Source organism: Pseudomonas sp. B3G-3 (assembly GCF_028640915.1).
Taxonomy (GTDB): domain Bacteria; phylum Pseudomonadota; class Gammaproteobacteria; order Pseudomonadales; family Pseudomonadaceae; genus Aquipseudomonas; species Aquipseudomonas chlororaphis_I.
In genome coordinates this window covers 100,499-125,185 of the sequence record NZ_JAQZAB010000137.1, presented here as the reverse complement: position 1 = coordinate 125,185, position 24,687 = coordinate 100,499, and the positions used below count along the sequence as shown (strand labels likewise).

Annotated in this window: 24 protein-coding genes; 17 read left to right on the top strand and 7 right to left on the bottom strand. The window is 63.4% G+C overall.

What is annotated here, in order from left to right:
* Nucleotides 1–80: 80 nt before the first annotated feature.
* Entirely contained in the window at nt 81–254 is a 174-nt protein-coding gene (locus tag PVZ80_RS33010) for a hypothetical protein (protein ID WP_016703004.1), read from the bottom strand.
* A gap of 339 nt (nt 255–593) precedes the next feature.
* On the opposite strand from PVZ80_RS33010, the gene PVZ80_RS33005 reads away from it, so the two are divergent.
* Nucleotides 594–1,166 carry a TetR/AcrR family transcriptional regulator gene (locus PVZ80_RS33005; RefSeq protein ID WP_009049039.1) on the top strand — a complete coding sequence of 191 codons (573 nt, stop codon included), beginning with the start codon at nt 594–596 and terminating at the stop codon, nt 1,164–1,166.
* A 150-nt stretch (nt 1,167–1,316) separates the two neighbouring features.
* Here the strand turns inward: PVZ80_RS33005 and PVZ80_RS33000 are convergent, their stop codons facing one another.
* Genes PVZ80_RS33000 through PVZ80_RS32990 form a run of 3 tightly spaced genes read right to left on the bottom strand, consistent with a single transcriptional unit; the run spans nt 1,317 to nt 7,062 of the window.
* Nucleotides 1,317–2,741, bottom strand: a complete 1,425-nt coding sequence (locus PVZ80_RS33000; RefSeq protein ID WP_273865086.1) for an efflux transporter outer membrane subunit — start codon at nt 2,739–2,741, stop codon at nt 1,317–1,319.
* 4 nt (nt 2,742–2,745) lie between these two features.
* Nucleotides 2,746–5,877 carry an efflux RND transporter permease subunit gene (locus PVZ80_RS32995; RefSeq protein ID WP_009049037.1) on the bottom strand — a complete coding sequence of 1,044 codons (3,132 nt, stop codon included), beginning with the start codon at nt 5,875–5,877 and terminating at the stop codon, nt 2,746–2,748.
* 27 nt (nt 5,878–5,904) lie between these two features.
* Complete coding sequence (locus PVZ80_RS32990) at nt 5,905–7,062, bottom strand: MexC family multidrug efflux RND transporter periplasmic adaptor subunit (RefSeq protein WP_009049036.1); 1,158 nt, start codon at nt 7,060–7,062, stop codon at nt 5,905–5,907.
* Between the two features lie 156 nt (nt 7,063–7,218).
* Between PVZ80_RS32990 and PVZ80_RS32985 the strand changes: the two genes are divergently transcribed.
* A complete protein-coding gene (locus tag PVZ80_RS32985; protein WP_009049035.1) occupies nt 7,219–7,821 on the top strand; it encodes a TetR/AcrR family transcriptional regulator in 603 nt (200 codons plus the stop codon).
* 10 nt (nt 7,822–7,831) lie between these two features.
* On the opposite strand, the gene PVZ80_RS32980 is transcribed toward PVZ80_RS32985, so the two are convergent.
* The gene (locus tag PVZ80_RS32980) at nt 7,832–7,978 is read right to left on the bottom strand and encodes a hypothetical protein (RefSeq protein ID WP_016703002.1); all 147 of its coding nucleotides are present in this window, start codon (nt 7,976–7,978) and stop codon (nt 7,832–7,834) included.
* A 176-nt stretch (nt 7,979–8,154) separates the two neighbouring features.
* Here PVZ80_RS32980 and qhpR point away from each other — a divergent pair, with 176 nt between their 5' ends.
* From qhpR to PVZ80_RS32940, 8 genes are all read left to right on the top strand, one after another.
* Nucleotides 8,155–9,159 carry an AraC-like transcriptional regulator QhpR gene (gene qhpR, locus PVZ80_RS32975; protein ID WP_016703001.1) on the top strand — a complete coding sequence of 335 codons (1,005 nt, stop codon included), beginning with the start codon at nt 8,155–8,157 and terminating at the stop codon, nt 9,157–9,159.
* 12 nt (nt 9,160–9,171) lie between these two features.
* Complete coding sequence (locus PVZ80_RS32970; protein WP_016703000.1) at nt 9,172–10,233, top strand: AraC family transcriptional regulator; 1,062 nt, start codon at nt 9,172–9,174, stop codon at nt 10,231–10,233.
* Between the two features lie 227 nt (nt 10,234–10,460).
* Nucleotides 10,461–11,183: an SDR family oxidoreductase gene (locus PVZ80_RS32965; protein WP_016702999.1), complete on the top strand. Its 723-nt coding sequence runs from the start codon at nt 10,461–10,463 to the stop codon at nt 11,181–11,183.
* Nucleotides 11,184–11,616: 433 nt separating this feature from the next.
* Nucleotides 11,617–11,886: a hypothetical protein gene (locus tag PVZ80_RS32960; RefSeq protein ID WP_009049031.1), complete on the top strand. Its 270-nt coding sequence runs from the start codon at nt 11,617–11,619 to the stop codon at nt 11,884–11,886.
* Between the two features lie 494 nt (nt 11,887–12,380).
* Nucleotides 12,381–12,848: a (2Fe-2S)-binding protein gene (locus PVZ80_RS32955; RefSeq protein ID WP_009049030.1), complete on the top strand. Its 468-nt coding sequence runs from the start codon at nt 12,381–12,383 to the stop codon at nt 12,846–12,848.
* Nucleotides 12,848–15,097 carry a xanthine dehydrogenase family protein molybdopterin-binding subunit gene (locus tag PVZ80_RS32950; protein WP_273865085.1) on the top strand — a complete coding sequence of 750 codons (2,250 nt, stop codon included), beginning with the start codon at nt 12,848–12,850 and terminating at the stop codon, nt 15,095–15,097. Before PVZ80_RS32955 ends, PVZ80_RS32950 begins: the two co-directional genes overlap by 1 nt.
* A 15-nt stretch (nt 15,098–15,112) precedes the next feature.
* Nucleotides 15,113–16,462, top strand: a complete 1,350-nt coding sequence (locus tag PVZ80_RS32945; protein ID WP_016702997.1) for a c-type cytochrome — start codon at nt 15,113–15,115, stop codon at nt 16,460–16,462.
* Nucleotides 16,463–16,541: 79 nt separating this feature from the next.
* On the top strand, nt 16,542–17,564 hold the full coding sequence (locus PVZ80_RS32940) for an XdhC family protein (protein WP_198918889.1): 1,023 nt from the start codon (nt 16,542–16,544) through the stop codon (nt 17,562–17,564).
* A 26-nt stretch (nt 17,565–17,590) separates the two neighbouring features.
* On the opposite strand, the gene PVZ80_RS32935 is transcribed toward PVZ80_RS32940, so the two are convergent.
* Entirely contained in the window at nt 17,591–18,184 is a 594-nt protein-coding gene (locus tag PVZ80_RS32935; protein ID WP_016702995.1) for an NADPH-dependent F420 reductase, read from the bottom strand.
* Nucleotides 18,185–18,194: 10 nt separating this feature from the next.
* Complete coding sequence (locus PVZ80_RS32930) at nt 18,195–18,947, bottom strand: 3-oxoacyl-ACP reductase family protein (RefSeq protein WP_016702994.1); 753 nt, start codon at nt 18,945–18,947, stop codon at nt 18,195–18,197.
* Between the two features lie 110 nt (nt 18,948–19,057).
* Between PVZ80_RS32930 and PVZ80_RS32925 the strand changes: the two genes are divergently transcribed.
* The 7 genes from PVZ80_RS32925 to PVZ80_RS32895 all read left to right on the top strand — a co-directional run bounded on the left by PVZ80_RS32925 (nt 19,058) and on the right by PVZ80_RS32895 (nt 24,592).
* A complete protein-coding gene (locus PVZ80_RS32925) occupies nt 19,058–19,981 on the top strand; it encodes a LysR family transcriptional regulator (RefSeq protein WP_198918888.1) in 924 nt (307 codons plus the stop codon).
* A gap of 176 nt (nt 19,982–20,157) precedes the next feature.
* Nucleotides 20,158–20,553 carry a hypothetical protein gene (locus PVZ80_RS32920; RefSeq protein WP_028683978.1) on the top strand — a complete coding sequence of 132 codons (396 nt, stop codon included), beginning with the start codon at nt 20,158–20,160 and terminating at the stop codon, nt 20,551–20,553.
* 106 nt (nt 20,554–20,659) lie between these two features.
* On the top strand, nt 20,660–21,067 hold the full coding sequence (locus PVZ80_RS32915; RefSeq protein ID WP_038632405.1) for a hypothetical protein: 408 nt from the start codon (nt 20,660–20,662) through the stop codon (nt 21,065–21,067).
* A 154-nt stretch (nt 21,068–21,221) separates the two neighbouring features.
* Nucleotides 21,222–21,902, top strand: coding sequence for a methyltransferase family protein (locus tag PVZ80_RS32910; protein ID WP_009049022.1), 681 nt, complete (start codon nt 21,222–21,224; stop codon nt 21,900–21,902).
* A complete protein-coding gene (locus tag PVZ80_RS32905; RefSeq protein WP_009049021.1) occupies nt 21,899–22,168 on the top strand; it encodes a DUF5676 family membrane protein in 270 nt (89 codons plus the stop codon). Before PVZ80_RS32910 ends, PVZ80_RS32905 begins: the two co-directional genes overlap by 4 nt.
* 25 nt (nt 22,169–22,193) lie before the next feature.
* Nucleotides 22,194–24,377 (top strand): heavy metal translocating P-type ATPase, encoded by a 2,184-nt coding sequence (locus tag PVZ80_RS32900; protein ID WP_009049020.1) that lies wholly within the window; start codon nt 22,194–22,196, stop codon nt 24,375–24,377.
* Complete coding sequence (locus tag PVZ80_RS32895) at nt 24,374–24,592, top strand: hypothetical protein (protein ID WP_198918886.1); 219 nt, start codon at nt 24,374–24,376, stop codon at nt 24,590–24,592. The genes PVZ80_RS32900 and PVZ80_RS32895 overlap by 4 nt, the downstream gene beginning before the upstream one ends.
* Nucleotides 24,593–24,687: the final 95 nt, after the last annotated feature.

Genomic DNA, 24,687 nt, shown 5'->3' with positions numbered 1-24,687 from the left:
CCAGGACTGCGAACGGGTGTTGTGCATTTCATCGGGGCTGTCGCCGCGCATGCGCTCGTGGGCTCATGGGGCCCTGGTCGTCAAAAGTTCCTGAAGACTTCGCCGATGCTGGCAACGGGATAATTCTGCGGGGAGCTGGCGGCGGCCCCCGAAGCCACAGAGCCAAAGGAAGCCAGCGAGTAAAACGAGTGAATGGAGTAGACGGCGAGTGAAACCAGCGTCACGGCCAGGCAGGAAAAAAGGAATGGGCGCATCGAAAACCTCCGTCATTCGGCCGGGGCCAAATGCAGTGTCTTTTGTTATTGAGGGTTTCGATTCTGGGGGCTGGTACAGGCAAAAGCTTTGCAGATCACGCCACAGAATATGCAGATCATGACGCTCAAAAAACCTGACCATGGCGATTGTCCAGCCGCGGCGAAACCGCGCCCTGGAGGTCAGTGCGCGGTGACGGGTACGGGAACGAGAAGAGAGATTTCCTCATGGATTGCCTGAGGAAATAATGTCTCAGATGAAGTATCTTCATCGCTTTTCGTTGAAGCAATGAGCTTTTCCTGCACAATACCAGCCATTGAAATTTGATCCGAGACCGACTGATGTCCCTGACCCCTCAAGACGAACGACTCATCAAGGCGCTGGCGCTGGCCATTGTCGACCACCCTCGGGCGACGCTCAAGGAACTGGCTGAATCCGCCGGGGTGAGCAAGGCCACCCTGCACCGCTTCTGCGGCACTCGCGACAATCTGGTGCAGATCCTGGAAAGCCACGGCGATACGGTGCTCAACCGGATCATCGCTGCCACCAATCTGCAGCAGGATGAACCTCAGGAAGCACTGCGTGGCCTGATTAACGAACACCTGGCCCCGGCGCACCGCGAAATGCTGGTATTCCTGCTGTTCCAGTATCGCCCCGACACCTTCGGCATAAATGGTGAAGCTACAGGCCTGCAACCCTACATCGATGCCCTGGATGCGTTCTTCCTGCGTGGCCAGCAAGCGGGCGCCTTTCGCATCGACATCACCGCTGCGGTCTTCAGCGAACTGTTCCTGACCATGGTCTTCGGCATGATCGATGCCGAACGCCGCGGTCGCGCGGCCAGCGCCAATTCAGCCAACGTGCTGGAACAGATGTTCCTGCATGGCGCAGCCGCGGCGGTGAGCCCCAAGTAGCCTGCTCCAGGCTTATCAATCGACATCGCTGCCCCGCTCTACTGCCCCATTCTCCAGCCATGGCGCAGGCCAAAAAAAGCCCCGCGACCTGAAGGTCCACGGGGCTAAAGCTCGGTTGGATGCGCCAACCCAGGAAGTTATTGCCGACCCTTATCTGCTGGCCTGCTCGGCCTGGTGTCGTGCAGACGGCCAGCCCCCGCCCAGGGAGCGGAACAGGTCGACCAGGGCAATCTGCCGCTGAGTGCTGGCTTCGATGAACAGCGTCTCGTTGACGAAGCTGCTGCGCTGGGCGTCCAGATAACGCAGGTGACTGTCCACGCCCCCTTCATACCGGGCCTTGGCCAGCTTCAGCGACTCGCTGCTGGTGTCGGCCAGGGCGCGCCGGGCCGCCTCTTCCCGACGCAGGGTATCGGTGGCCGCCAGGGCGTCCGCCACTTCGCGAAACGCCGTCTGGATAGTGCCTTCGTACGCCGCCACGGCAGAGTCCTTGCGGGCTTCGGCGAGGCTCAGGCCGGCACTGTTGCGACCGGCGTCGAACAACGGCAGGGACAGGTTCGGCACGAAGCTCCAGGAGCGCGAACCGCCATCGAACAGACCGGACATCTGTGCGCTGGAGGTGCCGAAGCTGCCGGTCAGGCTGATGCGCGGGAAGAACGCCGCGCGCGCCGCGCCGATATCGGCGTTACGCGCCTGCAGGCGATGCTCGGCGGCGAGGATGTCCGGGCGCCGCTCGATCAGCGCCGAGGGGGTGCCCGGCGCGATGTCCTGGACCAGCATCGGTTCCTTGCGCACACCTTGAGGTATCGACTTCGCGGCGTCCGCGGTGCCGAGCAGCAGAACCAGCGCGTTGAACGCCTGCTGCTTCTGCCGTTGATTGCTTTCCTCTTCGGCGCGGGACTGCTCCACCAGGCCCAAGGCCTCCTGGTAGTCCAGCGCGGTCGCGGTACCGGCCGAGCGACGCTGGCTGATCAGGGCGAAAGAATACTCGCGGCTGGCCAGGGTCTGTTGCGTCAGGTCCAGGCGGCGCAGGGCGCCATCATGAATCAGGTAAGCCTGGCTGAGCTCGGCGATCAGGGCGATCTGCGCAGCACGCGCGGCTTCTTCGGTGGCAAGGTATTCCTGCAACGCGGCATCGCTGAGGCTCTTCACCCGACCGAACAGGTCCAGCTCGTATTCAGGCAGCGACAAGCCCACCTGATAGCTGCTGACTACGCCCGACCTGCCGTTGTTGGACAGGTCGGCCGGTACTCTCTGGCGATTGCCCGAAGCACCCGCGTTCAGCCCCGGCACCCGGTCGGCACGCTGGATCCGGTACTGCGCCCGGGCCTGCTCGATGTCCAGCAGCGTCTGGCGCAGCGAGCGGTTGTTGTCCAGCGCGGTCGTGACCAGGCGGCGCAGGTCGGGGTCGACGATAAAGGTTTGCCAGACCATCTCGTTGACTGCACTGCCCCGCTGATGGGCCTGGCCGCTCCAACTGTCGGCCACCGGCGCGACAGGACGTTCATAGGTGGGCGCCAGCGAGCACCCGCCCAGCGCCATGGCGATCAGAAGCGTAGAAAAGGCTGAGATACGCATGGAGTCACTCCTGGGCCAGGGCCGGTTGTTCGATGGGGGCCGGTTTGCTGCGCAGCATTGACAGCACCCAGACAAAGCAGATCGGTACGAAGAGCACACCCAGCAAGGTCGCGCTGAGCATGCCGCCGATCACCCCGGTACCGATCGCGCGCTGACTGGCCGCGCCGGCACCGGTGGCCAGCGCCAGGGGCACCACGCCGAGAATGAAGGCCATGGAGGTCATGATGATCGGCCGGAAACGCAGGCGGGCCGCCTCGATCGCCGCGTCGCGCAGGCTGTAGCCCTGCTCCCACAGTTCCTTGGCGAACTCGACGATGAGGATCGCGTTCTTCGCCGCCAGGCCGATGATGGTGATCAGGCCGACCTTGAAGTACACATCGTTGGGCAGGCCGACCACCATGACCGCGAGCACCGAGCCGATCGCGCCGATCGGTACGATCAGCATCACCGTCAGGGGGATCGCCCAGCTCTCGTAAAGAGCCACCAGCAACAGGAACACCACCAGGATGGCGAGGGCGAACAGTTGCGTCGCCTGGCCGCTGGAAACCTTCTCCTGATAGGACAGGCCGGTCCATTCGTAGCCGATACCGGCCGGCAACTGCGAGGCCAGGCGCTCGATTTCTTCCATGGCCTGGCCGGTACTGAAACCGGGCCCGGCGTCGCCAACGATGCGGATCGACGGATAGCCGTTGTAGCGCACCAGTTGGACCGGCCCCTCCTCCCACTTCATGGTCACGAAGGCGCTGAGCGGTACCAGGTCGCCCTTGGCGTTGGGCACATACAGCTTGAGCACGCTCTCCGGAGTCATCCGTGCGCCCTGCTCGGCCTGGATCACCACGCGCTGCTGACGCCCGGCGTTGGTGAAGTCATTGATCACGTCCGAGCCGAAAGCCGAGGACAGCGTGCCGCTGATGGTCTCGAAGTTCACACCCAGGGTGCGTGCCTTCTCGCGGTCGATCACCAGGCGCAGCTGTGGCGCCTCGGCCAGGCCTTCCATCATCGCGTAGAGGAACTTGGGGTTGCCATAGACCTGGCTGAGCAGCGTATCCCGGGCTTGCAGCAACGCCTCGCGGCCAAGGCCGCCGCGATCCATCAAGCGCAGCGCGAAACCGCCGGAGTTGCCCAGGCCATCGATGGGCGGTGGCGACACGGCCATGATGGAGCCATCGCCAGGCATTGCGAAATGTTCGTTGACCGCCGCGATTTCCGCCTCGGCCGACTGTTGCGCACTGCGTTGCGACCAGTCCTTGAAGGTCGGGAAGGCCAGCGCAGCGTTGTCACCCTGGCCGGAGAAGCTGAAGCCCGAGACCAGGAACACCGAGGCCACCGCCTCGCGGGACTTGAGGAAACGCTCGAGTTCTTCACCGGTGGTGTCGGTACGGGAGCGGGCTGCGCCGGGCGGCAGTTGCACGTCGACCACCATGTAGCCCAGGTCTTCCGAAGGCACGAAGGCTTCCGGCAGGCGCAGGTAGAAATAGCCGAGTACGGCGATGATGCCGACGTACACCAGCATGAAGCGCGAGGTGCGCGCCACCAGCTTCGTGTTCAGGAACGAGTAGCGTTCGGTGGCGCGGGCGAAACCCCGGTTGAAGGCGCCGAAGAAGCCGCGCTTCTCGTGGTGCCCCTCGGGAATCGGCTTGAGCAGCGTGGCGCACAGCGCCGGGGTGAAGGTCAGGGCAAGGAAACCGGAGAACAGGATCGATACCGACAGCGATACCGAAAACTGCTGGTAGATGACACCCACCGAACCGGCCATGAACGCCAGCGGCAGGAACACCGCCGACAGCACCAGGGTAATGCCGATGATGGCCCCGGAGACCTGCTGCATCGCCTTGATCGTGGCCTCGGCCGGAGAGAGCCCCTCTTCCGCCATGATCCGTTCGACGTTCTCCACCACCACGATGGCGTCGTCCACCAGGATACCGATGGCCAGGACCATGCCGAACATGGTCATCATGTTCACCGAGAAGCCCAGCAGGTACATCACCAGCAGCGTACCCAGCAGGCACACCGGCACCACGATCGATGGAATCAGCGTATAGCGCACGTTCTGCAGGAACAGGAACATCACCAGGAACACCAGGACCATCGCCTCGATCAGGGTGTGGATCACCTTCTCGATGGCCACGTCGACGAAGCGCGAGGTGTCGTAGGGTACGGAATACTCCATGTCGTCGGGGAAGAATGCCGACAGCTCGGCGAGGCGCGCCTTCACCAGGGTGGCGGTCTCAATGGCGTTGGCGCCAGGCGACAGCTGGATCGCGCCGCCCACGGTCGGCTTGCCGTTCAGGCGCGAGGAAAGGTTGTAGCTCTCCTTGCCGACTTCCAGGCGCGCGACATCGGCCAGCTTCAGCAGGGAGCCGTCTTCGTTGGCGCGCAGCACGATCTGGCCGAACTCATCCGGATTGTCCAGGGTCCCCTTGACCGCCAGCGTCGCGGTCAGCTCCTGCTGGGAGCTGCCCGGAGCGGCACCGAAGGCACCGGCCGGCACCTGGACGTTCTGGCCACGAATGGCATTGCTCACGTCGTCGATGGACAGCCCGTAGCCCACCAGTTTCTGTGGGTCGATCCAGACGCGCATCGCCGCTTCGGAGGAGAAGAACTGCAACTTGCCGACGCCCGGCAGGCGCCGCAGCTCGTTGTTGATGTTGCGCGCGGCGTAGTCACCCAGCGCCGTGGTATCGCTACGCTCCACATCTTCCTTGTAGCTGAGGGCGTAGATCAGCAGGAAGCCGGCACTGGACTGCTCGACCTGCAAGCCCTGGGTCAGCACGGCTTGCGGCATGCGCGCCTCGGCCTTCTTCAGGCGGTTTTGCACGTCCACCTGGGCCAGGTCCGGGTCGGTCCCGGGCTGGAACGTGACCACGATCTCGGCCACGCCGTTGGAGTTGTTGGTCGACTCGAAGTAGAGCAGGCCCTTGGCACCGTTGAGCGACTCCTCGAGCACGGTGGTGACCGAGTCCACCAACACCTTCGCCGAGGCGCCGGGATAGGTGGCAGTGATGGTGATCTGCGGCGGCGCGACGCTGGGGTACTGCGCCACCGGCAGCTTGGAAATGACCAGCAGGCCCGCCAGTGAAATGAACAGCGCCACGACCCAGGCGAAGTTCGGGCGCTTGATGAAGAATTGAGACATCGGAAAATCCTCGCGGCGAACTCGGCCTTACTGTTTCGACTCAGGCAACTGAGCCTGGGCCTGCGACTGGCTAGGCGTGACCTTGGCACCCGGTTGCAGGCCGGCCAGACCACCGACAATGACCTGGTCCCCCGCCTTCAACCCTTCACTGATCTGCCAGCGAGAACCCTGCATGGTGCCGGTGCGCACCGCGCGCGCCTCGACCCGCTCGTCCGCGCCGACCACGAACACCTGGGCGCTGCCATCGCTGGTGCGTTGCACCGCGCGCTGCGGCACGAGGATCGCCTGGTTATCCGTTCCCTGGGGTGTGCTCACCCGCACGTACATGCCCGGCAGCAGAGTGCCGTCGGCGTTGTCGAATTTGCCGCGCAGGACAATCTGCCCGGTGCCGCGATCCACGGCCACATCGGTGAACAGCAGTGAGCCCTGGCGCTCGAAAGGCGTGCCTTCAACGCGGATCGACAGCACCTTGTTGTCGTCGCCGGAGAGTTTTCCGTCCTTGAGCAATTCCCGCAGGCGCAGCGCATCCGCCGCCGACTGAGTGAAATCGACATACACCGGGTCGAGCTGCTGAACCCGCGCCATCAGCGTGGCATCACCCTGGCCGACCAGAGCGCCTTCGGTTACCAGGGCGCGGCCGACACGGCCGGAAATCGGCGCGGTGACCGAGGCATAACCCAGGTTCAGCCGGGCGCTTTCCAGATCGGCCTGGGCCGAACGGGTCGCGGCCTGGGCACTGCGCAGGTCGGCGGTGGCACTGTCGAAGTCCTGCTGGCTGACCGCCTCGATCTTCACCAGCGGTTCGTAGCGCTTGACTCGCGCCTGCGCCTCCTGCACTGCGGACTGGGCACGCGCCAGCTCGCCTTCGGCCCGCGATACCGCCGCCTTGAGCGGCGCCGGATCGATCTGGAACAGCAGGTCGCCGGCCTTTACATCAGCCCCCTCCTCGAAACGTTTTTTCATGACGATCCCCGCCACCCGTGCACGCACTTCCGCCACACGCATGGGCTCGACCCTGCCCGGCAGCTCCGAGATCAGGGCCAGGGGTTCGGTCACCGCCGCTACCACGTCTACCGGACGCGCCACTTCGGCCACGCTCTCTTGTTCATTCGCCGGACCGCATCCGGCCAGCGCAATGGCTGCTGCCAACGAGCCTGCCATCCCTATTGCACGCAAATTGCCCATAAATCACCCAAGGCTTGATTGAAAACGACTCGAATGCTACTTTCTAAATCCCAATGAGTCAACAATGTCTCATATGGGTAATATTTGTCATATTTCAGAAACCTGGATAGTGACCTGCACAGGTGCCCATCCGGAAAATCCATCCGAGGCTTGGTGATGACCCCGACTTCCCATGATGAACATCTGCTCAAGACGCTGACCTTGGCGGTGGTCAATCGACCGCGCGCCACCATGAAGGAGCTGGCGCAATTGGCAGGGGTAAGCAAGGCGACACTGCATCGCTACTGCGGCACACGGGAAAACCTGGAACACCAGTTGGAGGCGTACGCCGAGGGCACGCTCGAGCGGATCATCAAGAGCGCCGGGTTGCAGCACGCCGAGCCGCTGGAGGCACTGCGCCGCCTGATCAGAGAACACCTGGCCCATCGTGAGCTGCTGGCGTTCCTGATGGTGCAATACCGCCCCGACTTCCTCGACTTCGAACGCGGCGACGCGCGCTGGCGGCCTTACATCGAAGCGCTGGACGCGTTTTTCCTGCGCGGCCAGCAAAAAGGCGTGTTTCGTATCGACATTACCGCGGCGATCTTCAGCGAACTGTTCATCACCCTGATCTACGGCATGGTCGATGCCGAACAACGCGGGCGCGCGGCCAATGCCAATTCAGCCCGCACACTGGAGCAGATGTTTTTGCATGGAGCCCTGTGTCCCGGCGTGTCGAACGAGCGTTCGCCCACGCCGGAAACGGCTCTTTGGGTGTGAGTGCGCGCCCTCAGAAATGGCCGAGCGCTTCGCTGATGCTGGCAACCGGAGGGTGCTTGGGTTGATGGTGAATCGTCTTGTTCGAAGGCTGAAACTGAAAATAGACGGCGCCCGAGATCAGGGCGACAACCAGGAAAGCGGACAGGAACCGGCGCATCGAATACCTCCATCATCCAGCCTCGGGCTGAACGCAGGTCTTTTGTTATTGGTGATTCGAGTCTGGTCGCCAGCAGGGGTAAAAGCTTTGCAGATCGCGCCAGTTATTGTGCAAATCCTGCCAGGTGCTCGGGTCGCGCGCCTGGCCACGCCCCATGGCTCACTCGAGGGCTTGAGATGACGTCTACTGTCCGAGGCACCGCCCTGCTTGGGTTCACTGAGTTTGTCAGCAGCCTGGGGCTCGATCCGTCCCTGGCCCTGGCTGAGGTCAAGCTGCCCGCAGACCCGTTACCCGGGCAGCTTTCCGGCGTGCAGTTCAATGCCTTGATCGAGCTGTGCGCACAGCGTGCGAACAATCCCCTGTTCGGCCTGCAGTTCGGCCTGCGCCAAGGGCCGCAAGGGCTAGGGCCGCTGCTGTACGCAATGCGCAGCACCGGCAACCTGGGGGAAGCGCTGACGCTGCTGACCCGTTATTTCCATGTCCATAGCGATGGCGCGGAAGTGCGTCTCGAACGACAGGCCGGCAGTGCCCTGCTGTTGTACGACATCACCGACGGCGATCTGACCTCGGTGCGGCAGACCGTGGAGCTGGCCATGGGCGTGGCCGCGCACTTGCTGCATGACTTGCTGGGGCACGCCTGGAAACCGCGGGCCTTGATGTTGCGCCATGCTGCCGCCGCGGACCGCGGAGCCTACCGGGCCCTGCTGGGTGTGCTTCCGCGCTTCGACAGCCCGGTCAATGCCTGGGTATTCGATGAGTCGCTGCTGGCGACCCCGCTGGGCCCGACGGATGCCAGATGCCAGCAACTGGTCCAGCAGCATATCGACGAGCTGGCCCGGGTGACGCTGCAGGAGCTGCCGTCCTACGTGCAGAAACTGTTGCGCAGCCGGCTTGCCGGCGGCCAGGTGACGATACGCCAGGTCGCCGAGTACATGATGATCAGCCCGCGTACCCTGCAGCGCTATCTTCAGGCCCAAGGCACTGGCTTTCAGGAGCTGCTGGACAAGACGCGCCAGGCAATGGCCACGCGCTATATCTGCGACTCGTCGATCAGCCTGACGCAGCTGGCCAGCCTGCTCGGTTACGCGGACCTGAGCGCCTTCTCCCGGGCCTTCCACCGCTGGAACGGCATGAGCCCGCAAAAGTGGAAGCAGCGTTTGCAACCCCCTCATCGGCAATAGAAGTGGCGGAACATGACGATCAATCCTTTCATTCGCGCACTCAGCCTTGCGGGTTTCGACAAATTCGCTGCCCGTCAGGGTCTGGATCCGACCCATATGTTGCGCTGCGCTTCCCTGCCGCCGGCATCCCTGCGCCGTCCGGAAGATATCTTGTCCTTCCGTCGCTACTGCGAGTTGCTGGAGCTCTGCCAGCAGAGCTCCAGCAACGCGTTGTTCGGCCTGGAGTATGGGCTCTACCAGGGGATCGATGTCTTTGGCGATATTTTCTACCTGATCCACAACACCAGGACCGTCGGTGATGCGCTGTTCGAACTGCGGACCCACTACGGGTTTTACAACGGCGCGGCGCAAATCGGCCTGGATGTCGTCGACGGCATGGCACTCCTCAGCTATCGGGCCGGTGAACAGGCCGTTCCCGGACTGCCCCAGGCAGAAGAGCTGGCCTGTGGTGTCGGCCTGCGACTGATGCGCACCTTGGCAGGCGGAGACTGGCAACCCAAGGCGGTGCTGCTTCGCCACCCTCCCCTTGGCAATGAGTCGGCCTATCGGCGGGCGCTGGGTATTACGCCGACGTTCGCCGCGGCCCACACCGGGCTGCTGTTCGACGCCTCGGTGCTGGCGCTGCCACTGAGTCTTGCCGATGAAACCCTGCACCAACTGATGGCTGAACATCTGAGCGGCATGGAGCGCCTGGCCGCGGACGAAATGCCGGGCTACGTCAGGCAATTGCTGCGCAACCTGTTGCCCAGCGGTCGGGCCACGATCGAGCGGGTTGCCGACTGCATGGCGATAAACCCACGCACACTGCAGCGCCGCCTGGCGCAGGAAGGCACCTCCTTCCAGCGACTGCTGGATGAGACCCGCCAGGGAATGGTGCACAACTACCTGAAAATCCCCTCGATCAGCATGACCCACGTGGCGCAACTGCTCGGCTACGCCGACGTCAGCACCTTTTCCCGAGCATTCAATCGCTGGTTCGGCATGTCCCCGCTGGAATGCCAGAAGCAGTTGGGGTTACGCAGACAGCCATTTCTGCTTCAGAGCCGGTTGAATGATCGGCAAAGCCGGCCGTGAATATTGCTTTTTAAGTCCAGATGAATTCCACCAGGGGTGGTTTATCGTCACGGCGCGCCTCACTAGAGTATCCAGGCAGGGGCGACAACGGCTCTCCTGATTATTTCTGGACCCGACCTGAATCGCCTCGTATTGCATTGACTGCAGCCATCGCGAATACCACATCCTGGTTATGAACCTGTCCCCTCCCCCAATCCCGGATGTTGCCGGGTGTTTGGAGCATCGCAATGAAAACTCGTACTTTCCTTATCACCGGAGCCAGCAAAGGCATCGGCCGTGCGCTTGCGAACCAATTGTCCCAAGCGGGCCACCATGTGGTCGGCATCGCTCGCAACAGCGACGATCCAGACTTTCCCGGCACCCTTGTTGCCCTCGATCTGGGCGACCGGGAGCAGACCGAAAAAACGCTGGCGGGCCTGGTTTCACGTTATGCCTTCGATGGCTTGATCAATAACGTTGGCCTGGTGCGCCCGCAGGCATTGGGCGATGTACAGCTCGACGATTTTGATGAAGTCATGCGGATCAACCTGCATAGCGCCTTGCAGGCAACGCAAGCCTTGCTGCCGGGGATGCGCAATCGAGGTTGGGGAAGGATCGTCAATATCTCCAGCCTGACCATCCTGGGGATCCCGCACCGCACCGCCTATGCCGCGGCAAAAGCCGCGCTGGTCAGCTTCACGCGCTCCTGGGCATTGGAGCTGGCAACCAGCGGGATCACCGTCAACGCCGTTGCTCCAGGCCCCACGGAAACCGAGTTGTTCCGTGCCGGGAATCCGCTCGGCAGCGACGGTGAAGCACGTTACCTGGCGAGCGTTCCCATGGGCAGGCTCGGTCAGCCGGATGAAATCGCGGCGGCCATCGCTTTCCTGTTATCGGAACAGAGCGGCTTTATCACTGGCCAGACATTGTTTGTCGATGGCGGAGCGTCCATTGGCAAATCGACGTTCTAACGACAATGCCTGTGGCCGTTGGTAGCCAATAGCCAACGCCTTACAGCTCGGACAGCCAAATGCGCACAGACTTTCCGCCGATGCCTGATAGCTTAAGGCCATCCAGCGGCATGCCCCATAAGCAGAGCTGCTGCGGACAAGACATGGAGGTCTGGCAGTCATCGTTCATCGAAGGCTGTTTCTATCAGGGACAAGGATCTGAAGCCGACGACTACCACCTCATCCTCCATGACCCGACATTCGCGCTCGCCACTTGCTGGCCTGCAGTGCGCGATGTGTGCAGTACGTGCCGGTGCTCTCCCAAACGCCCTGTTCCACGAGGAACAGCACTCGGGAAAACCACCCGGCACAATGGATTCCGGAAACCATTCAATAAACGGGGCGGACTCCGAAAAGCCAGACGAGTAGGAACTTATATATGGAGATATATCGTATGTCGGCTCAAGAGAACTTTGTTGGCGGATGGACTCCTTATCACAAACTGACCCCAAAGGATCAGGAAGTATTCAAAGAAGCCCTGGCCGGGTTCGTGGGTGTGCAGTACACACCTGAACTGGTTTCGACCCAGGTCGTCAACGGCACGAACTATCGCTATCAATCGAAAGCGACGCTGCCTGGCTCGTCGGAAAGTTGGCAAGCGGTAGTGGAAATCTACGCGCCTATCAAAGGCAAGCCGCACATCACCCAGATCCACCGGATCTAAGCAGGGATCAACCCCATCGGGTCGCGCGCAGGTTGCGCGGCCCGATGGTTCATCGCAACGCTCTCCCGCCTCGCCCTCCTCCTGAGCAGCCGCCCCATCCCCCTACCTTGTGCAGTGGCTCCAGCCAGCCAAGCCCGCCGCTTTTGCGCAATCCTCTGGAATACTTGCCTGATCCTATGAGCTTGACGGGTATCGGATAGGAAACCCTTGGCCCCTGGGCTAGAGTTCCGGTCACTAGGAGCCAGCCGCCATGACCCACGCCAGCGCCGGCCAGGCATCGCCCCTGGCACACACTCTCGATACCTCCTCGCATTTTCCCGTTATCTCACCGGGCCTGCCGGCCCACTCCAACGTGCTTGCGGCCAGCCCGGCGCACGGGGCAGCGGCTTGGCGTACCCGCGCCTTTACCCGCGTTTCTTGACCAAGGAGGCGCCTCGTAGCGCCTCCCTGAAGAAAAAACAACGACACACCAACCGATGATCAGCAGGTGAGCCATGGAACTACGAATCAACCAGAAGACCTATCAGGTCGATGCCGACGCCGACACGCCGTTGCTGTGGGTGATCCGCGATGACCTGGGCCTGACCGGCACCAAGTACGGCTGCGGCCTGGCCCAGTGCGGCGCTTGCTCCGTGCTGGTGGACGGCAACGTGGTGCGCGCCTGCGTCACCCCGGTGGCCGGGGTAGTCGGCCGCGAGGTGACCACCATCGAGGCGATCGAAACGGACGAGGTCGGCAAGCGTGTGGTGTCCGCCTGGGTCGAACATCAGGTGGCGCAGTGCGGCTACTGCCAGTCCGGGCAGGTGATGGCGGCCACCGCGCTGCTCAAGCACAACGCCGCGCCCAGTGATGCGCAGATCGATGCGGCGATGGTCAACCTGTGCCGCTGCGGCACCTACAACGCCATCCGCACCGCCGTGCATGACCTGGCCGCACAGCCTGCCAAGAAGGAAAGCGCCTGATGAACAAGCCCATCGACTCCGCTAATGAACTTCTGAACCTGGCGCTGGACGAGCCGGTCAACCTGTCCCGCCGGCGCTTTCTGACCGGTACCGCCGTGGGTGCGCTGGTGCTCGGCTTCGGCCTGCCACTCGGCTCGGCCCGGGCCCTGGCCGCCACGGCCACCGCCGCGGAACGCGGGACCCAGGTCCCGGCGTTTCTCGAGATTCGCCCGGATGGCACCGTGCGCCTGCTCAGCCCCTTCATGGAAGGCGGACAAGGCACCCACACCGCCATGGCCCAGATCGTCGGTGAAGAGCTGGATGCCGATCCCGCCACCTTTGTGGTCGAGAGCGCGCCGCCTGGCGAAGCCTACGTGGTGATGGAGAACGGTCTGCGCATCACCGGCGGCAGCATGTCGGTGCGCATGAGCTACCCGACCATGCGCCGCCTGGGCGCCCTCGCCCGCGCCATGCTGCTGCAGGCCGGCGCCGAACAGCTGGGCGTCCCGGTGGCCGAGCTGTCCACCGCGCCTGGCCGGGTACTGCACGCCGCTTCCGGTCGCTCCCTGGGCTACGGCGAGCTGGCCGGTCGCGCCCTGGATATGCCGGTGCCCGACCCGGCCAGCATCACCCTGCGCGACCCGAGCCAGTTCCGCTGGATCGGCAAGCCGGTACGGCGCGTCGATGCCTATGAAAAGTCCACCGGCAAGGCGCTGTACAGCATCGACCTGAAAGTCGACGGTATGCTCCATGCCGCCGTGCAGCACGCGCCGCGCCTGGGCATGACCGTGGGCAGCCTGCGCAACGAGGCGCAGGTCAAGGCCATGAAAGGTGTGCACTCCGTTCACCAGTTGCCCGGCGCGGTGGCGGTGGTCGCCGAACGCTGGTGGCACGCCAAACGCGCAGTGGAAGCCATCCAGGTCGACTGGCTGGAAGCGGCGGCCGATTCGAAGGTGCGGGCGATGCCCGCCGATTTTTCCAGCGATGCGTTCCGCGATTTTCTCGCCGCCCAGCAAGGCCCGGCCCGCGACGACGAGAACGAAGGCGACGTGGCCGCCGCCCTGGCCAGCGCCAAGACCCGGGTCGAAGCCACCTATCACAACCAGTACCTCAACCACGCCCAGCTGGAGCCGCCTTCGGCCCTGGCGCGCTACAACCCCGATGGCTCGCTGGAGGTCTGGCTGCCCAACCAGGCACCGGACATGTTCCGTGACGACATCGCCAGGCGCACCGGCCTTGCTGCTTCGCAGATCACCCTGCACTCGCCGCTGCTGGGCGGTTTTTTCGGCCGGCATTTTCTCTATGACTCGGCCAATCCCTACCCGCAGGCCATCGCCCTGGCCAAGGCCGTCGGCCGTCCGGTCAAGCTGATCTGGAGCCGTGAGGAAGAGTTCGTGCGCGATGCGCTGCGCCCGGTTGCCGTGGTCAAGTTCCGCGCCGCGCTGGACGCCGAAGGCCTGCCGGTGGCGATCGAAGCGGTGAGCGCCACCGAAGGCCCCACCGAAGCCATCGCCGGCAAGCAGGGCGAAAAACTCGACCCCTCGGCTCTCGAAGGGCTGTCGGGCAAGTCCTACGCGATTGCCAACAAGCGCATCGCGCAGATCTACGTCAAAGGGCCGGTGATGCTCGGCTACTGGCGTTCGGTGGGCAACTCGCTCAACGACTTCTTCTACGAAGCCTTCCTCGACGAACTGGCGGACAAAGGTGGCCGCGACCCCTACGAGCTCCGCCAGCACCTGCTGCGCGACAACCCGCGCCTGACCACGCTGTTGCAGGCGGTGGGCGAACTGTCCGGCGGCTGGAAGCGTGGCCCGTTCACCGCCGAGGACGGCACTCGACGCGCCCGCGGCGTGGCCATGGCCTCGCCATTCGGCTCGTACACGGCGGTGATCGCCGAGGTGTCGATCGAAGGCGGCCAGGTCAAGGTCCACGACATCTGGCAGGCCATCGACCCGGGCAGCATCGTCAACCCGGCGATCATCGAGGCCCAGGTCAATGGCGCCGTGGCCCTGGGGTTGTCCCAGGCGTTGGTGGAAGAAGCGGTCTACGTCGACGGCAAACCACGGGCGCGCAACTACGACCTGTACCCGATCCTGCCGCCTTCACGCATGGCGCGGGTGCATGTGCGGATTGTCGAGAGTGGCGAAAAGATGGGCGGCATCGGCGAGCCCCCGCTCCCCGCGGTGGCGCCGGCAGTGGCCAACGCGGTAGCGCGGCTGACCGGCCAGCGCATCCGTAGCCTGCCATTGAGCCGATACACCTTCAGCTAACGACAAGGACTGCCCATGAATAACCGCCGATTCGCAAGAACCGCAGGCTGGCTGGCCTTGCCGTGCCTGGTCGCGGCAGGCCTGCTGGCCTGGTATGTGACCCGCCAGCCCGCCTCGCCCTTCGAGCAGGAACAGGCCGCGGCAGCCAGCTTCGACCCCGCCCTGGTGAGCCGCGGCGAATATGTCGCCCGGGTCAGCGACTGCGTGGCCTGCCACAGCCTGCCGGGCAAGGCGCCCTTCGCCGGCGGCCTGGAGATGGCCACGCCGCTGGGGGCCATCCATGCCACCAACGTCACCCCCGACCGGGACACCGGCATCGGTGCCTACAGCCTGGCCGACTTCGACCGCGCCGTGCGCCAGGGCGTCGCGCCGGGCGGCCGGCGGCTCTACCCGGCCATGCCCTACCCGTCCTACGTCAAGCTCAGCGACGATGACATGCGCGCGCTGTACGCGTTCTTCATGAAAGGCGTGCAACCGGCCAGCCAACCCAACGTTCCCAGCGATATTCCCTGGCCGCTCAACATGCGCTGGCCCATCGCGCTGTGGAACGGCCTGTTCGCCCCGACCACGCCCTACGCGGCCAAGCCCGCCGAGGACGCGCTGTGGAACCGCGGTGCCTACATCGTCCAGGGGCCGGGCCACTGCGGCAGTTGCCACACCCCGCGTGGCCTGGCATTCAACGAGAAAGCCCTGGACGAGTCCGGCGCGCCGTTCCTTGCCGGCGCCCTGCTCGACGGCTGGTACGCACCGAGCCTGCGCCAGGACGCCAACAGCGGATTGGGGCGCTGGAGCGAGCCGCAGATCGTGCAGTTCCTCAAGACCGGGCGCAACAAGCATGCGGTGGTCTACGGCTCGATGACCGAGGCGTTCAACAACTCCACCCAGTTCATGGCCGACGAGGACCTGGCCGCGATCGCCCGCTACCTCAAGTCGCTGCCCGGCGATCCGCAGCGCGACGGCACGCCCTGGCAGTACCAGGCCGTGTCCGCCGCCCGCCTGGACAGCCCCGGAGCCCACACCTACGTGACCCGCTGCGCCTCCTGCCATGGCCTGGACGGCCAGGGCCAGGCCGAGTGGATGCCGCCTTTGGCGGGAGCCACTTCGGCGCTGGCCAAGGAGAATGCATCGGCGATCAACATCACCCTCAACGGCTCGCAGCGCGTGGTCGCCGCCGGCGTGCCGGATGCCTACCGCATGCCGGCCTTTCGCGAGCAGTTGTCGGATCGGGAAATCGCCGAGGTCCTGACCTTCGTGCGCGGCACCTGGGGCAACCAGGGTGGCGCGGTCGATGCGCAAGCGGTCGGCAAGCTGCGCGGGCATACCGACCCGGCCAGCAGCAGCCCGATCATCCTGCACATGCGCTGAAAGCGGGGGCTTGCAGGCGATCCCTCTCCACCGGGACCGGGTTTGCCAGCAGCCCCTTGCATGAACAACAGAGGCCCCCATGGAAAGCATCGATCTACTGGTCCTGAGTACCGCCCATGACTGGCTCCAGGCCGGCCATCGCGTCCTGCTCGCCACCGTGGCCCGCACCTGGGGCTCCTCGCCCCGCCCCGTGGGTTCGATGATGGCCCTGCGCGGCGATGGTCGGGTGGTCGGCAGCGTCTCGGGAGGCTGTATCGAGGACGACCTGATCCACCGCTACACCAGCGCCTACAGTGGCAACGCCCTGCCGGACGGTCCGCCGCAGGTGGTGCGCTACGGCATCAGCGCCGACGAGGCCCACCGTTTTGGCCTGCCCTGTGGCGGCACCCTGGAACTGATCCTCGAATTCACCCCATCGAGGCCCGCCCTCGGACAACTGCTGGCGCAGCTCAACGCCGGCAAGCTGGTGCGCCGCAGCCTGGACCTGGGCACCGGCCAGGTGGCCCTGGCCACCAGCACGGCGCCGGAACAGTTCTTCTTCGATGGCCAGCAGATGGTCAACACCCTGGGTCCCGGCTACCGCCTGCTGCTGATCGGGGCCGGCGCGCTGGCCGAATACCTGGCGACCATGGCGTTGTTCAACGGCTTCCGGGTCGCGGTCTGCGACCCCCGCCCCGAATACATCGACGGCTGGAACGTGGCGGGCGTGGAGCAGTTGCTCGGCATGCCGGACGATGTGGTCCGGGCCTTCGCCCCGGACCTGCGCAGTTGCATCGTCGCCGTCAGCCATGACCCCAAGCTCGACGACCTGGCCCTGCTCGAAGCCTTGCACAGCCCGGCCTTCTACATCGGCGCGATCGGTTCGCGGCGCAACAGCCAGCTGCGCCGCGAGCGCCTGATCGAACACTTCGGCGAGAGCCAAGCCTCGCTCCAGCGCCTGCACGGCCCGATCGGGATCTACATCGGCAGCAAGACACCCGCCGAGATCGCCGTGAGCGTCATGGCCGAGATCCTCGCCGCCAAGAACGGCGTCGCCCTGCCCCGCGCCGTCGACATTTCAAGCGCCAAGCAGGCCCGCGAGCAAGAGGCGCCCGTGGCCTGATCCCAGGGATTCCTTGAACCTACTCGTTAGCCATGTTTGACCAGGTTGAGCGCCGGCAAAGGCCCTCCGGGAAACTGCGCCAGTTGCCCTTGCTGCAAGTCACCCAAGTCGACGCCATGGAACCCCAATTGCCTGATCAGCTCGATGACCTGTTGCTTGGCGTCCGCATGCTCGCCAGAGATGAACAACACGCGCTTGCCCCCTTCGGCGTTCGGGGTGGCCAGCAGATGCGGCGGTAGATGGTTGAATGCCTTGACCACACGCGCCCCGGGCAGCCTGTGCGCCACGACCTGGGTCGAAGGTTTGCCTCCCAGGTCAAAGGGGGTGAACAGCGGCGCCTCAATCGGATTGTTGGTATCCACCACAACCCGTCCTTCCCATGGCCCCAGGCCAACAAGTGCCGATGGGATCTTCGACCAGTTCACCGCCAGGAAGACCAGGTCTGCCAAGGCAGCTTGTGCAGTCGTAACGGCTCGAGCCTTGGGCCCCAGATCGGCGATCAACGACGCAAGGCTTTCGGGGCCACGGCTATTGGCGATGCTGACTTCCAGGCCGGCCTGCGTCAGTAACCTGGCGATGGCACTGCCAATAGCCCCGGCACCAATGATGCTTATGCTCATGACGGGCTCCTCAGGCGGTAAAGCCGCCATCGATCAGCAACTCGGCACCCGTGACGAAACTGGCCTCGGGGCTGGCCAGATAGGCCACTGCGCTGGCGATGTCCTGGCCTTCTCCGTAACGTCCCACGGCGATATTGGGACGGACGAAGTCGGCCACCGGACCATCGGCGGGGTTCATGTCGCTATCGGTCGGCCCGGGGTGAACGGTATTCACGGTAATACCGCGTGGTCCCAGGTCTCGCACCAGGCCTCGGCTGAAGCCCGCCACGGCCCCCTTGGTCAGGGTGTAGGCGCAGGCTGTGGCGAAAGCGGCGTATTGCACCATCGAGCTGCCGATATGAATGATCCGCCCACCCTGCCCCATATGCTTGAGCGCCTCCTGGGTGGCCACAAAGACACCGGTGACATTCACCGCAAGGACGCGCTGGAAGTCTTCGAAAGCAATGTCTTCAGGAGCCCCCAGGACACTGATACCGGCGTTGTTGACCAGGATATCGACCTTGCCGAATAACGTGGCGACTTGCTGCACGGCTGCGCGTACAGCCTCGGGGTTTCCAGCGTCGGCAGCCAACGCGACAGCTCGACCGCCGGCGGAGGCGATCTCCTCGACCAGGGCCGCGGCACGGTCTGGCGAGGCGTTGTAAGTGATGGCGACAGAGGCGCCGTCTGCGGCCAGGCGTTTGGCAATGGCCGCCCCAATGCTGCGTGAGCCGCCGGTGACGATGGCGATCTTGCCAGAGAGAGGAAGAATTGCAGGGTTCATGGCGTGAGCCTCAGGTGGTGGTTGGTGAGGCTATGAAACGCTTTTCTTTTTTCATCAAGTAGTAGGGAGTGGCTAGAATCACTTTCAACGTTTAATTGAAGGTATCGATCATGGAGACCCTGGCCAATCTGCAATCCTTTGTTCGCAGCGCAGAGGCAGGCAGTTTCTCTGCCGCCGCACGGCGCCTGGGTATCACGCCCGCTGCAGTGAGCAGGAATGTCGCCCAACTGGAGGCCAACCTGGGGGTACGGCTGTTTCAACGCAGTACGCGCCGACTGGCCCTGACCGAGGCTGGGGAGCGCTTTCTCGGCAATCTCGAGGGTGGGCTGGAGACTGTCCAGGCTGCGATTGCCGATGTGACCCGTCACGCCGGAGAACCGGCTGGAGTGCTGCGTATTTCCGCGGCACCCGCTTTTGGCCGTGACTACCTGCTGCCGTTGATGCCGCAGTTCATGAAGCGATATCCGGCCGTGGTTCCTGAGTGGCACTTCGACAATCGCCAGGTGGAACTTATCGCCGATGGATTTGACGTTGCCATCGGAGGTGGGATCGAACTTTCGCCCGGAGTGGTCGCCAGGGATCTGGCGCCGGCGCATCTGGTTCTCGTAGCCGCGCCGGACTACCTGTCCAGGCACCCTCTTGTACGTCGTCCTGAGCAGTTGAATGACCTCGAGCATCTGGCCATGCGCTCGCTACAAAGCGGCAAGGTCCGCAGTTGGACACTTCAAGGTCCCAAGGAGCAGCGGGAGGCACTGGAATTGCGCCCACGGTTGTTGGTCAACGACCCTCAAGCACTTTGCCAGAGCGCTCTCATGGGATTGGGGGTCGCGCTGCTGGCGATTCCCGATGTGCTTGGCCCGCTGGAAAGTGGCGCCCTTGAACGGATACTGCCGGGCTGGCATGTCGACGCGGGGCCTATCTCACTGTACTTCGCTGGCCAGAAGCTGCTGCCGGCCAAGACGCGTGTCTTCGTAGACCTGCTGGTGAATCATGCCCGCGAGCAGCAATGGGCGAAGCGCTTCGATGCCAACTGAATATGCCTGCACTGGCCTTCAACACAGATCGCTGCAATCTCGCGCTTCAGAAACCGCGGGTATTCTTCGGTCGATCGCGCACACCCTGTTACTGAAGTTTGATTTTGATCAAACTCTCCATTGCCTTGCTGGCTAGACTGAAATCAATACGACACCATCAGTCGAGGTTGTACTTCATGTCCTGGTTCCGCCGTCATCGCCAACGCCTGTTGCACCTCACCCTCGTGGTGTGGGTGTTAGCCATGGGCGTGATGGCCATCCAGGGTTGCCTGGTGCAACCGAATCACGAGATAGCCGCGCCACATTATGCCGAGCAGCAGGTGGCGGATGATCATGCCCTCCACGCCAGTGGTTGCCTGCAAAGCTGTGAGGACACTGTCACGGCGATAAAACCTGCATTGCAGCATCCAGCATTGGACGCCCTCCAGTGGGCCGCCCTCTTGCTGTTAACTGCGGCAGTCATACTGGTGCTCGATCCCGTGAAGGATTTCTCCTTTGCCGCCCTTGCACTGAAGCGCCCTGCCCCGCCGAAAGAACCGGCCCGCCTGGCTTTCGTCCGCTTCAACGATTAGCCCCCCTGTTTTCAAACTGGCAGAGCACGGGTCGCTCCGTTCTGCTGCGCCGCTTTTCGTGCCTCTGTCATTCCTGCTTATTCCCCCACGAACTCAGGAGTTCATCATGCATAAACATTCAACATTCGTCCTGGCTGCCGTCTTGGCTGGCGGAGCACTCATGGCCTCTGCCGAGGACGCGCATCACCCGGCCGATGCTCCAGGCGGAGCAATCCAGAGCACGGCACCGGCGCCAACGGCCATGACTGACGCCATGACCGAGCAGATGGAGAAAATGCAGGCTGCCCATGACAAGGCCGCGGCGGCTAAAACGCCTGCCGAGCGCCAGGCCGCCCTGCAGGAAGGCATGAAAGCGCTGAAGAACGGCATGGCCATGATGAGCAAGGAGCAGAGCTCCATGGGGTGCATGGGGATGTCCGGAGCCAAGGACGGCGCAGGCAAAGGCATGATGGACATGATGATGCAGATGATGGAGCAACAGTCGTCGATGATGGATATGCCAATGAAGAAATGAACCTGATGTGTGTCGCCAAGAATCCGGCAAGGCGAAGTCACTGGCCGAGCCGACACTGACTGCCCACTTGTGCAGCTGTTCATGCCCCACGCCACGGCGATCATCAGTAAAGGCATGAACGGCAAACACACCTGGCAAGTGAGGAGCGCCAACCATGAATCATGCTGAACCGGCCTACGGCCTCTGGTCGCTGGTCATTATCAATTCATTAGTGTTCATCTTGTTCGCCTTCAGCTTCACCCGGCCCAGGACGAACCGCGATTGGCGCTCCTTTGGCATGTTCTCGGCGTTCCTGGTGGCGCTGTTTAGCGAAATGTACGGGTTTCCGCTGACGATCTACCTGCTGATGCCCTGGCTCACGCGCAACTTCCCTGGCATCGACTTCCTTTCGCACGATGCCGGGCATTTGCTGGAAATGGTCATGGGCTGGAAGGTCAATCCGCACTGGGGGCCATTCCACATTCTCAGCAACTTGCTGATCGCCGGCGGCTTCTGGTTATTGGCGGCCGCCTGGCGCGTGCTCTACACGGCCCAAAGTACCGGGCAACTGGCCCTCGACGGGCCCTATGCGCGGATCCGTCACCCGCAGTACGTCGGCTTCGTGCTGATCATGTTCGGCTTTCTGTTGCAGTGGCCTACCTTGATCACCCTGGTGATGTTTCCAATCCTCCTGGTGGTCTACGCCAGGCTGGCGAAGCGGGAAGAACAGGAGATGCTTGCGCATTTCGGCGATACCTACCGCACTTACTCGCAACAGACGCCGGCATTCCTGCCCTGGACAACCCCTCACAGCCCCCCTACTGGTGCCCCTCCGGGCCCAGGAGAACAGTCATGAACGCTCCCTGGAAAACCGGCATTTCTCTGGCCCTGACCATGGCCATTTCCTACACCCTTTGTGCGCTGCTCTATGCGCTGTGGCCGGCGCAGGGTGTCGCTTTTCTCAGTGCCTTGTTCCATGGCCTCGACTTTGCTCGCCTCCAGGCGCCACGGGACTACAGCGTGACGACGTTCGTCGGGCCGCTGCTGGTCTTGAGTGCGTGGGGCGCAATCGTCGGCACCGTGTTCGCGTGGCTGTCCAACAAGCTCCATGGCCGGCCCTGATAACCGCTTCGAGCAGGAGGCCGCGATGAACCCGTCACACATGCAGCACAGCCACCATCGGCAGGCGCTCGCGTCAGAAACCATGGCGAAGGATCCGATCTGCGGAATGATGGTGGACAAGACCACAGCCTTGTCACGAGAACGTGGCGGGCGCCGCTATTACTTTTGCAGCGATACCTGCCTGCGCACCTTCGAGTCGCCAGAACGTGAACTGAAGGCGATGAAAACCCGGGTCACTATCGCCCTGACCGGGGTTCTGGCCTTGGCGCTGCTGCGTGCAGGCGCCTTCATTGCACTGGCGGCGGGCGCCACGCTGCTGACGTGGGTGCCGATCCCGGCGCTCCCCTGGTTCACATGGGGCATCTGGCTATTCCTGCTGGTCACACCGGTGCAGTTCATCGGTGGCTGGAGTTTCTACAAGGGGGCGTGGAACGCCGTTCGCACCCGTAACATCAACATGGATTTTCTGATCGCCCTCGGCACCTCAGTCGCCTATTTCTACAGCGTCGTGGTGTTGTTCTTCCCGGACGTCCTGCCAGTCAAGGTGGCCGAGCGCGACGTCTATTTCGAGGTGTCGGCGGTCATCATCGCCTTCGTGCTGCTGGGCAGGTACATGGAGGAGATCATCAAGAAGAAGTCCTCTGCCGCGGTACGGCGCTTGCTCGATCTCAAACCGGCGATCGCCCATGTGATGCGTGACGGGCAAGAAGTCGACCTGCCTGCCGAGAGCGTCATGGCCGGCGAGTTGCTGATAGTCAAGCCAGGCGAAAAAATCCCTACCGATGGCGACGTGAGTGAAGGCCAGTCCACGGTGGATGAGTCCATGCTGACCGGCGAGTCGATGCCCGTCGACAAGCACCCGGGCAGTCCGCTGATCGGAGGCACGCTCAATGGCAGCGGGGTATTGCGTTTCAAGGCGAGCAGGATCGGTGCCGACACCGCGCTGGCGCAGATTATCAAGATGGTCGAGGAGGCGCAGGCCAGCACGGCACAGATCCAGCGGCTGGCCGATCAGGTCACCGCCTACTTCGTGCCCGCAGTGCTGGCAGTCGCGATGCTGGCCCTGATCGGCTGGTCCCTTGCGGGAAACTTTGCCCAGGGATTATTGGCCTTTATCGCGGTTCTGATCATTTCCTGCCCCTGCGCGCTGGGCGTGGCGACGCCGGCCGCATTAATGGTCGGTGTGGGCAAGGGGGCCGATAACGGCATCCTTATCCGCGGCGGCGAAGTCTTGGAGCGGGCAGAAAAGCTGCGGACGGTGGTGTTCGACAAAACCGGCACCATTACCCGAGGCGAACCGAATGTAACCGAAGTCATCACGCTGGGGACCGCACAGGAAAACGAGGTCTTGATGCTCGCCGCCGCCGTGGAGTCCGGTTCGGAACATCCACTCGGCGCAGCGATAGTGCGCGCCGCCCGGCATCGTGGCATCCGCTTGCCGCAAGCCACCGGCATCCAGGGGATCGCCGGCCACGGCATCGAAGGCCGTGTCGACAATCAACACATCTGGCTGGGCAACCGGCGATTGTGCGCCCGCCAAGGCATTTCGACCGAAGCGGCCGAAGAGCACCTCATCCGCCTGGAAGCCGATGGCAAGACCTCCATGCTGGTCGGTGCCGATGAACGCCTGCTCGGGGTGATTGCCGTGGCCGATACCATCAAGCCCGAAGCGGCTGAAGCCGTTGCGGCATTGCAGGCAAGCGGCATCAAGGTCGTGCTACTGAGTGGCGATAACCACCGTACCGCCGAAGCGGTCGCGCGCCAGGTCGGCATCGAGCGGGTGATCGCCGAGGTCTTGCCGGATGACAAGGCCGCCGTGATCCGTCAATTGCAAAGCGATGGGCAGGTCGTGGCCATGGTTGGCGATGGTGTCAACGATGCGCCGGCCCTGGCCACCGCCGACATCGGCATCGCCATCGGCTCGGGTTCGGATGTCGCCAAGGAAACCGGCGGCATCATCTTGCTCAAGAACGATGTGCGTGACGTGGTCACGGCGATCAAGCTGTCGCGCGCGACCATGGTCAAGATTAAACAGAACCTGTTCTGGGCGTTCATCTACAACAGCGTCGGCATTCCCATCGCAGCCTTTGGCCTGCTCAATCCCATCATCGCTGCCGCCGCCATGGCACTCAGCTCGTTGTCGGTGATTGCCAACTCCGCGCTGCTCAAACGTGCCCGTATTGGCTTGAGCCAGGAGCCCGGATCATGAAGCGCGAAGTTCTTGCAATCTGCCTCCTGGTGAGTGGTGTGGGTATTGCAACAGTGGTTTACCTGTTGGGGCTGACGGGCCAATCGTTTGTCCTGGCGGGGTTATTCCTGCTGTGCCCGGTCTTGGTCGGGGTGCAACTTTTTCGCGGCGTCCGCCAGTTTGACAAGGATATGGCCGAGGCGCATCGGCAACTGAAAAGGAAGAAGCTGCCTTGACATCCGATCCGGCTCAACACTCCAAATGGCCGACGCGACACAGCAAAACCACAGGTCTTGCGTCAGAACCATCCCTCCAGCTCCCTCAGGAGTGC

Excerpts from the sequence above, each read along its gene's own strand:
- PVZ80_RS33010 (WP_016703004.1), bottom strand. The coding sequence starts at position 254 with ATGCGCCCATTCCTTTTTTCCTGCCTGGCCGTGACGCTGGTTTCACTC.
- PVZ80_RS33005 (WP_009049039.1), top strand. The coding sequence starts at position 594 with ATGTCCCTGACCCCTCAAGACGAACGACTCATCAAGGCGCTGGCGCTG.
- PVZ80_RS33000 (WP_273865086.1), bottom strand. The coding sequence starts at position 2,741 with ATGCGTATCTCAGCCTTTTCTACGCTTCTGATCGCCATGGCGCTGGGC.
- PVZ80_RS32995 (WP_009049037.1), bottom strand. The coding sequence starts at position 5,877 with ATGTCTCAATTCTTCATCAAGCGCCCGAACTTCGCCTGGGTCGTGGCG.
- PVZ80_RS32990 (WP_009049036.1), bottom strand. The coding sequence starts at position 7,062 with ATGGGCAATTTGCGTGCAATAGGGATGGCAGGCTCGTTGGCAGCAGCC.
- PVZ80_RS32985 (WP_009049035.1), top strand. The coding sequence starts at position 7,219 with ATGACCCCGACTTCCCATGATGAACATCTGCTCAAGACGCTGACCTTG.
- PVZ80_RS32980 (WP_016703002.1), bottom strand. The coding sequence starts at position 7,978 with ATGCGCCGGTTCCTGTCCGCTTTCCTGGTTGTCGCCCTGATCTCGGGC.
- qhpR (WP_016703001.1), top strand. The coding sequence starts at position 8,155 with ATGACGTCTACTGTCCGAGGCACCGCCCTGCTTGGGTTCACTGAGTTT.
- PVZ80_RS32970 (WP_016703000.1), top strand. The coding sequence starts at position 9,172 with ATGACGATCAATCCTTTCATTCGCGCACTCAGCCTTGCGGGTTTCGAC.
- PVZ80_RS32965 (WP_016702999.1), top strand. The coding sequence starts at position 10,461 with ATGAAAACTCGTACTTTCCTTATCACCGGAGCCAGCAAAGGCATCGGC.
- PVZ80_RS32960 (WP_009049031.1), top strand. The coding sequence starts at position 11,617 with ATGTCGGCTCAAGAGAACTTTGTTGGCGGATGGACTCCTTATCACAAA.
- PVZ80_RS32955 (WP_009049030.1), top strand. The coding sequence starts at position 12,381 with ATGGAACTACGAATCAACCAGAAGACCTATCAGGTCGATGCCGACGCC.
- PVZ80_RS32950 (WP_273865085.1), top strand. The coding sequence starts at position 12,848 with ATGAACAAGCCCATCGACTCCGCTAATGAACTTCTGAACCTGGCGCTG.
- PVZ80_RS32945 (WP_016702997.1), top strand. The coding sequence starts at position 15,113 with ATGAATAACCGCCGATTCGCAAGAACCGCAGGCTGGCTGGCCTTGCCG.
- PVZ80_RS32940 (WP_198918889.1), top strand. The coding sequence starts at position 16,542 with ATGGAAAGCATCGATCTACTGGTCCTGAGTACCGCCCATGACTGGCTC.
- PVZ80_RS32935 (WP_016702995.1), bottom strand. The coding sequence starts at position 18,184 with ATGAGCATAAGCATCATTGGTGCCGGGGCTATTGGCAGTGCCATCGCC.
- PVZ80_RS32930 (WP_016702994.1), bottom strand. The coding sequence starts at position 18,947 with ATGAACCCTGCAATTCTTCCTCTCTCTGGCAAGATCGCCATCGTCACC.
- PVZ80_RS32925 (WP_198918888.1), top strand. The coding sequence starts at position 19,058 with ATGGAGACCCTGGCCAATCTGCAATCCTTTGTTCGCAGCGCAGAGGCA.
- PVZ80_RS32920 (WP_028683978.1), top strand. The coding sequence starts at position 20,158 with ATGTCCTGGTTCCGCCGTCATCGCCAACGCCTGTTGCACCTCACCCTC.
- PVZ80_RS32915 (WP_038632405.1), top strand. The coding sequence starts at position 20,660 with ATGCATAAACATTCAACATTCGTCCTGGCTGCCGTCTTGGCTGGCGGA.
- PVZ80_RS32910 (WP_009049022.1), top strand. The coding sequence starts at position 21,222 with ATGAATCATGCTGAACCGGCCTACGGCCTCTGGTCGCTGGTCATTATC.
- PVZ80_RS32905 (WP_009049021.1), top strand. The coding sequence starts at position 21,899 with ATGAACGCTCCCTGGAAAACCGGCATTTCTCTGGCCCTGACCATGGCC.
- PVZ80_RS32900 (WP_009049020.1), top strand. The coding sequence starts at position 22,194 with ATGAACCCGTCACACATGCAGCACAGCCACCATCGGCAGGCGCTCGCG.
- PVZ80_RS32895 (WP_198918886.1), top strand. The coding sequence starts at position 24,374 with ATGAAGCGCGAAGTTCTTGCAATCTGCCTCCTGGTGAGTGGTGTGGGT.